Annotated in this window: 6 protein-coding genes, 1 tRNA gene and 2 rRNA genes; 5 read left to right on the top strand and 4 right to left on the bottom strand. The window is 58.1% G+C overall.

Annotation, left to right across the window (positions count from 1 at the left end; all coding sequences use genetic code 11):
* Positions 1-117 (top strand): 23S ribosomal RNA (locus tag J7E24_RS02030); the annotation flags it as partial.
* Positions 118-214: 97 nt separating this feature from the next.
* Positions 215-326: ribosomal RNA gene (gene rrf, locus J7E24_RS02025) — 5S ribosomal RNA — on the top strand.
* 374 nt (positions 327-700) lie between these two features.
* Here the strand turns inward: rrf and J7E24_RS02020 are convergent.
* Together J7E24_RS02020 and hemW are read right to left on the bottom strand one after the other, a co-directional pair.
* On the bottom strand, positions 701-1180 hold the full coding sequence (locus J7E24_RS02020; RefSeq protein ID WP_215134584.1) for a hypothetical protein: 480 nt from the start codon (positions 1178-1180) through the stop codon (positions 701-703).
* A gap of 141 nt (positions 1181-1321) precedes the next feature.
* Positions 1322-2458, bottom strand: a complete 1137-nt coding sequence (hemW, locus tag J7E24_RS02015) for a radical SAM family heme chaperone HemW (RefSeq protein ID WP_215134582.1) — start codon at positions 2456-2458, stop codon at positions 1322-1324.
* Between the two features lie 184 nt (positions 2459-2642).
* Here hemW and J7E24_RS02010 point away from each other — a divergent pair, with 184 nt between their 5' ends.
* A complete protein-coding gene (locus J7E24_RS02010) occupies positions 2643-4511 on the top strand; it encodes a BamA/TamA family outer membrane protein (protein WP_215134580.1) in 1869 nt (622 codons plus the stop codon).
* 104 nt (positions 4512-4615) lie between these two features.
* Here J7E24_RS02010 and J7E24_RS02005 read toward each other — a convergent pair whose 3' ends face one another.
* Positions 4616-5761 carry an alpha/beta hydrolase gene (locus J7E24_RS02005; RefSeq protein ID WP_215134578.1) on the bottom strand — a complete coding sequence of 382 codons (1146 nt, stop codon included), beginning with the start codon at positions 5759-5761 and terminating at the stop codon, positions 4616-4618.
* Positions 5762-5985: 224 nt separating this feature from the next.
* Between J7E24_RS02005 and J7E24_RS02000 the strand changes: the two genes are divergently transcribed.
* A tRNA-Met gene (locus J7E24_RS02000) sits at positions 5986-6058 on the top strand.
* 161 nt (positions 6059-6219) lie between these two features.
* Here the strand turns inward: J7E24_RS02000 and J7E24_RS01995 are convergent.
* Positions 6220-6702, bottom strand: a complete 483-nt coding sequence (locus J7E24_RS01995; RefSeq protein ID WP_215134576.1) for a GAF domain-containing protein — start codon at positions 6700-6702, stop codon at positions 6220-6222.
* A 304-nt stretch (positions 6703-7006) separates the two neighbouring features.
* On the opposite strand from J7E24_RS01995, the gene J7E24_RS01990 reads away from it, so the two are divergent.
* The gene (locus J7E24_RS01990; protein WP_215134574.1) at positions 7007-7534 is read left to right on the top strand and encodes a dihydrofolate reductase family protein; all 528 of its coding nucleotides are present in this window, start codon (positions 7007-7009) and stop codon (positions 7532-7534) included.
* Positions 7535-7678: the final 144 nt, after the last annotated feature.

Here is a 7678-nt window from a genome sequence, read left to right as displayed (position 1 = left end):
CCTGAAGATGAGATATCCGATTGAAGAGCCGTTCGAGACGAGGACGTTGATAGGCCCCAGGTGTACAGTCAGAAATGGCATAGCCGAGGGGTACTAAGGGCTCGAACACTTCTGTAGCAAACCGCTCACTGCTTGCTTTTTCTTTTACTCGACCTCTATGTCGAATTTCACGGCCGCTTACCTCTTGAACACGGGTAGGATGTGCTGAATTGATAATGGTGGCTTTAGCCCGGGTGTTCACCTCTTCCCATTCCGAACAGAGTCGTTAAGCCCCGGAGCGCCTATGGTACTGCCTTCATCGGTGGGAGAGTCGGTCGCCGCCAACCTTATCAAGCCTGCTGCCCCGCAGCGTCCTGCGTGCCTCACGGCCCGGGATGCGCGGGGCAGCTCGCGTTTATAGCCCGCTGGTCCGGCCCCAACTGTGCTGCCGGGGGAGCCATGCTTGTGCTGGCTGCCACGCGCTACTGCACTGTGACTAACGCGGTACGACCCATTTGCTCAGGCGAGCAAGCGGGCCGTTCGGTTTGTGAGGGGACTGGAGATACTGCTGGGGACTAGGTGTATTCACCTATATCATGCTCTATGATCATGATTCAGTTAGCCGCCTGGATTGCACTGCAGATTCATTGAAGCGGAATAGGTTGGGCAGTTCTCTTTGGTGATACAGTCCGATCCTAAAGCTTTGGTGAGATACTTACAGCTACACTACTCGTAGAAATACCCCTTCCAGATAGAAGATGTTGTGGGGTTGTTCTGCTTCGTACTCGGCTGCCTCCTCATCCTCCTGCACGGTTATGTCGAAGGGCTGTTCTTCATCATCTTCTTCACCAAATAGCTCATCGGCCGGATAGGTGCAAGAGAGCTTGAGGGCTACGTTGGGTAGTGGAACTGGAGCGTTGGCTTCGGTTGTGTATTCAAGTAAACACGGCCACTCCTGAACAGTGGCCAAGGCTTCGGCCACGTCTTCCTGTAGTACCGACGAACGGGGGCCTGCCAGACGCAGTAATAAATCGAGCTGTTGGAAGGGTAGGCCTAAGTGAAAGAAGTGCGTATCGCCATCGAAATCGGTAGTTGCCCAGATGGTCACGTCGTCGGAGTTATCGAAAACGATGGCGGTAAGGTGTACCTGCTCAATGAAGAAATCAGTGTCATCGGCCAGCGCATCAATCAGTCTTCTCATCTTTTTTCGGTTGGCGGAAGGGAGCGGCCGGGCGTTGTGGCCGGTTGCTGTTTCCAAAGAAATAACAAAAGCACTAAAGCGGTACTACCAACCACAGGAATCCTGTGGGGGCAGTTTCGTTTCTGATTCGCCATTTCGCTTTCAGCCTGCCTGAAACAGCTCCAGCGTAATGTGGTCGGCTAGGAGCTTGCCCTCGTTAGTCAGACGCAGCCAGCCAGCCTCCATTGTTGCCAAACCGGTAGTCTGGAGGTGGGTTAGGTAGTCGGCGCGGGTAGCTGGTAGGTCTATGCCCAATTGGGCGCGCAGCCAGTTCAGGTCGCAGCCACGCGCAGTGCGTAGGCTGGTCATGAGGTATTCGTTGGCCTGATCCAGCGGGCTGAGGACTTCTGTCGTAGCTGGAACGGCTCCTTCTTCGAGTATGGCGGCTATGTAACGCGGATTGTTGGCCAGTGTAGCGTGCCGGCTGTGCCCGTTAAAGGAATGGGCGCTGGGACCCAGGCCCAGGTAGGGTACCCCGGCCCAGTAAGCCGAATTGTGGCGCGATTCGCGGCCGGACTGGCAGAAGTTGCTGATTTCGTATTGCTCGTAGCTATGACGGCCCATTTCGGCCAGTAGCATTTCAAACTGTTGGGCCACGAACTCATCGGGTGGCGGTAGCAGCGTCCCCTTGCGCAACTGGCGGCCAAATACGGTATCGGGCTCGATGGTGAGGGCGTAGCAAGACAGGTGCGGTACCTTGAGCGCAAACGCAGCTGCCATATCAGCCTCCCAGATGCGATGGTCGGGGGCGGAGATGCCGTAAATCAGATCCACCGAAATATTCTCGAAGCCCGCATCCTGAGCCCGCTGTACGGCTTCGCTTGACTCCTGAGCTGAGTGAGCCCGGTTCATGAGGCGTAAGTGCGGCTCATGGAAGCTTTGCAGGCCAATACTAAGTCGGTTGACGGGTGAGGCCGCCAGTTCGCGTACTTTGGCTGCGGTCAGGTCATCGGGATTGGCTTCGAGCGTGATTTCGGCATCGGCGGCCACCGTGAACCGGTTGTTGATGGCTGTCAGTAACTGGTCAAGCTCCGTAGCTGAGAGCAGGGAGGGTGTGCCGCCACCGAAGTAAATGGTCTCGATAGTTGCTCCCGGCTCCAGGTAATCGGCCCGCAGGTCCATTTCGGCTACCATTGCTTCTACCAAGCGGCTCTTCAGCCCCATGCTGGTGCTAAAATGGAAGTCGCAGTAATGGCAGGCCTGCTTGCAGAAGGGGATATGAAGGTAGATGCCGGGCAAGATGAAGGGAGTGGAATGTAGCTGAAAGCTGCGTGAAGTAGGCCTGCTCACACGACGCCCGGGCTGCTATGTACTGTCGTGCCGGGCTATTCATCGGGGCGGGGCCGATGGCAGTGAGCGTTCCGCAAGCCAAAAAAGTATCTTCGGGAAATTAAACGCCGCGGTTCGCGTTGCACTGGCACAAATGTACGTCCGCATCCTCTGTTTCTGGTGTTTGCTGCTGAGTGCAGCCGGGTGGGCGGCGGCGCAGGGCAGCACACCGCTGAACCCGGCAGCTCCGCCGGTTTCGGCCGTGCCTGCCGCGTCTCCGCCGCCCGATTCGGCTCGCAAAGCTATGCCCGCCCCGCTCCGGCCGGTGCGGCCCGTGGTGTTGCGCCTCGAAACTGAGCCTGCCGATGAGGCCTTGTTACGGCCCTACCGCTACCGCCGGCAATTACCCGACTCGCTGGCGGCCCTGCGCGAGGTACGCACGCTGGTGCTGGCCCTACAGGCCGATGCCTACCTCACGGCCTCGGCCGATGAGCTGCGCTGGCGCGCCAACGATACCCTGCGCGTGCGCCTGTACGTAGGCGAGCAGTTTCGCTGGGCCCGGCTACGCAACGGCAACCTCGGCGACGCGCTCCTAGAGCGGGCAGGCTTCCGCGAAAAACTCTACCAGCAACAGCTATTACGGCCGCAGGAATGGGTGAAGTTTCAGGAAAACGTGCTTCAGGAGGCCGAAAACCAAGGGTACCCCTTTGCCACTGTCGGGCTCGATTCGCTGGCTCTGCGTGGTTCTGCTATTGAGGGCCGGGTGGTGTTGCGGCGGGGCCCGGCTATTGTGTTCGATTCGATTCAAATTGTCGGTCAGACCAAAACAAAGGCGCGCTTCCTGAGCAAATACCTGCAGATAGAGCCCGGCGAGCCTTTCAGCCAGCAGCGGCTGTTGGAAGCTGACCGCCGGTTGCGCCAGCTGCCGTATCTGCAGGTGAAGGCCGCGCCCGAAGTACGTTTTGCCCGGGGCCGCGCACGGGTGTACTTCCTGCTTGATGATCGTACGGCCAACCAGTTTGATGCCATTGTGGGCGTGCTGCCCAACCCCAACCCGGGCCTGGGGCAGAAGAAGGTGCAGATAACCGGCGACATTACCCTAAACCTGCGCAACATTGGGGGTGGGGGTAAGGGGCTGGGCGTACAGTGGCGCAAGCTCGATGCCACCTCGCAGTTACTCGATGGCCAGTACCTGCATCCTACGTTCTTCGGAACCCCGCTCGAAGTCAGCGCCTCGTTCAATCTGCTCAAGCAGGCGGAGCTGTTTCTGACAACTAAGCCGCGCCTGCAGGTGGCCTACCCCACGGCCCGGGCGGGGCGGCTGGCCGTATTCTTCGAGCAGCGCAACTCCCGATTGCTCAACCAGGACTCGACCCTGCAGCAGGCCGCCCGCCTGCCCGACAACATTGACTCGCGCTTCGGCTCCTATGGCCTCGACTATACCTGGAACACGCTCGATGACCCCTATTTCCCAAGACGAGGATTGCTGGTAAGCGGGCAGGCGGCTATTGGTACCAAGCGCCTGACGCCTAACTCCGACGTGAAGCCCGAGCTATACAATGGCCTGGCCCTGCGCACCCGCCAGGTGAGCCTGGGCCTGCGGGCCGAGCGCTATTTCCGGTTCGGGCGGGCCGGGGTGCTGCTCACCCGGCTGCGGGGTGAAGCGCTGCTCAACGACCGGCTGTTTCTCAACGACCTGTTCCGGCTGGGCGGGCTGGCAACACTCCGCGGCTTCAACGAACTGAATTTCTACGCCAGCCAGTATGCGGTGGGTACGGCCGAGTTTCGCCAATTCACCGGCCCCGATACCTACCTGTTCGTATTTGCCGACCAGGCCTATCTGCGTCGTGACCTCCCGAACGACCCCTATCCGCGCGATACACCCACCGGCCTGGGGGCGGGCCTGAGCTTCCGTACCGGCGCAGGCCAGTTTCAGTTCGTGTATGCTTTGGGCCGTAGTGAGCAGCAGCGCTTCGGGTTAAGCTCAGGCAAAATCCATTTCGGAATTACCAGTCGATTTTAGCCGGCTAAGGCTCCAAAAAAGGGTCATTGGGTGGCAGAAGAGATTCTGCCACCCAATGACCCTTTGGGTGATAAGCGTTGAAAAAAGTGCTTACAACTGGCCGGCTATTTCAGCGCGTTTTTCAGCTCGTTGGCGGCCAGATTCTCCGCTTCTTCGGCCTGGGGCACCACGGCACCCATACCGAAAAACTCGTGCGCCACATCGGGGTAGAGCTTATAGGTAACTGGTACGCCGGCAGCCTGTAGCTTATCGGCGTACGTTTTGCCCTCGCTCATCAATGGGTCGATGCCCGCGCTAATAACGGTAGCAGGCGGCAGGTTTTTCAGATTAGGCGCATTTACCAGGTCAATCATTGGGTTCTTACCATCGGCGGGGGTGCGCAGGTAGTTCTTAAAGAACCAAGCCATGAAATCCTTGTAAAGCGGCTTCGATTTGGTGTGCTGCTGGTACGAAGGCGTATTCATATCGTACCCGGCAATGGGGTATACCAGCAATTGATGCTTAGGCGCCTGCACGCCCTTGTCGCGGGCCATAATGCTCACGGCAGCAGCCAAGCCACCGCCTGCGCTTTCGCCAGCCACAGCCACCCGTTTGGGGTCGCCTTTAAAAGAGCCTGCATTTTTTAGTACCCACTGGTAGGCGGCAAATGAATCGTCGTGTGCGGCCGGAAATTTGTTTTCCGGCCCCTGCCGGTAGGCCACGCCCACCAGAATGGCATTGGTTTTAGCCGCCAGTGCCCGCTGCGAAGCATCATAGGTGTCGAGGTTGGCAATAACCCAACCGCCGCCGTGGTAATACACGATAACCGGCAGGGGCCCCGTTGCGCCCTGGGGCGTGTAAATGCGCACCTTCAGGCCTGGCGACACCATCTGGCTCATGGTATCGATAGTGGTGTGAGGAGCCGGGATGTTGTATTTCTGCATGACGGCCATCATAGCTTCCCTGAACGAAGGCGCCTTCCGTACCTCGGCCGGCGTCAGCTTGTGCGGTGGAGTCGGTCCGCTGAGGCTATCGAGTTTCTCAATGACGGCCAGCATCTCGGGCGCCATGTTGGGCGCCCACTCCGGAGCCGGACCGGTAGGCTTGATGGCGGCTACTCCGGAGCCAGCGGTGGGCATTGTTGTAGTAGCGGGGGCAGTCGTGGCATCAGCCGTTTCGGCTGGCTGGTTGCTGTTGCAGGATGCAAGGGCCAAACTGGCCAGCACTATAGGGGCTACTAAGTGGCGGGAGCTGAAGGTAGAGGAACTCATCGGAACAGAATGGCTAGTTGATAGGAAAAACAGAAGTATGCTGTACGCCTGCCACCAACAGTGGTAGGAAATAACCCAAAATGTTGCACTCGCACGCTTCGCTACCGTTTAGCCGAAAAAAACTTTATCCCTGATAATCAACCGGAACGACCAAGGTATCCAGGGTTTCGGCCGCAGTATGTCGCATTTCCAAAAAAGCCTGGTACATTTGTATTACCAAACAGTGCGGGGTGGAGCAGTTGGTAGCTCGTTGGGCTCATAACCCAAAGGTCACTGGTTCGAGTCCAGTCCCCGCTACCTAAAAGGGCGTTTCCATAACGGAAACGCCTTTTTCTTTTGTCAGATGTTGTAGCAAGTACGCTGTCGGGCACTAAGTAGCAGCGTGTGCCAGAAATACCAGGGGCCGCAACGTGTAGTTGCGGCCCCTGGTATTTCTGGCCGGTACCAGCTCAGATGATCTAAAACCAGGTAGCCGCCAGTTGCACCAGCTCTTCCAGGTAGCGCTGGTCGGCGGTATCAAAGTCGTTGAGTTGGTCGCTGTCGACGTCTAGTACAGCTACCACGCGGCCGTTTTGGATAACGGGTACTACGATTTCGGATTTCGAGGCGGAGCTGCAGGCAATATGACCGGGAAACTTCTCTACGTCGGGTACGAGCAGGGTAGCGGCCTGGGCCCAACTGCTGCCGCACACGCCTTTGCCGTGCCGGATGCGGGTGCAGGCAATAGGCCCCTGGAAGGGGCCAAGCACCAGTTCATCGTCCTTTACTAGGTAGAATCCCACCCAAAAAAAGCCAAACGCCTGCCGTAAGGCGGCGGCGGTGTTGGCCAGGTTGGCTACCAAATCGGGCTCGCCGGTAGTTAAGGCAGTAAGCTGGGGCAGCAGCTGGCGGTATTGGTCGGCTTTGCTGAGAGTGGTATCGAGCAGAAGTTCTTCGGCCATATGAAAAGCAAGTACAAACAGAGGAGTGGCAGATCGGGGGCACCTGTTCGGTGCGGGTACAAAGATACGGTGCTAGCGGGGTGCTCGCTCAACGGAGTACATACTTCCGAATCTCGACTGAAAAATGGAAATTAGCCTACTGGTTGAAGTAAGTCGGAGTGCCGGTGTTGTTACGAAAACAAAAAGCCAACCCCAATCCTGATGGCCGCCTGGCTCGTACCAGCTACCAAACCGGACCCGACAGCAGGTGCGCCGAACTTTACCAAACGCTCGTTCTTCCTACCCACCCAAACCCCACCTCCGCATGCGGAAAGTTGTACTCTACATTGCCATCAGCCTCGATGGTTACATTGCTTCACCCGATGGCTCGGTGGAGTGGCTACCCTCCGCCGACCAGGACTATGGCTACGCAGAATTTCTGGCCAGTGCCGATGCCACACTGCTCGGGCGCGGCACGTACGAACAGATACTCGATTCGGGCTCCTGGCCTTATACAGGGCTCACCAATTACGTATTCAGCCGTCAGCCCCCAAGCCAGGCACCCGATGCATCGGTGCAGTTCGTTGGTGGCGAGGCGGTGGCTTTTGTGCGTGAGTTGCGCCAGCTGCCCGGGCGTACCATCTGGCTTATCGGGGGCAGTACGCTGGCTTCGCCGCTGCTCACGGCTGGCCTGGTTGATGAGCTGATGCTGCTGGTAGTGCCGCGGGTGCTGGGCTCGGGCATCCCGCTCTGGCGCCACCAGGCGCAGCCCCAGGCGCTGCAGATGCTACGCAGCCAAACCTGGCCCGATGGCACTGCGCTGTTGCATTATAAACTGCCTAAGAAAGGGTGATTTCGAGGTAGTTGGGTTAGTTGCAGATGCTATAAAACCGGCTGTCTTTCTCGGCTCGGCAGGTTTAGATTACTCTTATTGTATGACAGCGCATGGCTGCTTACTGAAACCTGTGCATGGTGCGCAAGGAGAGTCGAGTTGGGG

Source organism: Hymenobacter sp. ISL-91 (assembly GCF_018613725.1).
Lineage (GTDB): Bacteria > Bacteroidota > Bacteroidia > Cytophagales > Hymenobacteraceae > Hymenobacter.
Note: the sequence above shows the minus strand (reverse complement) of the source record. Positions and strands in the feature narration are given on the sequence as shown.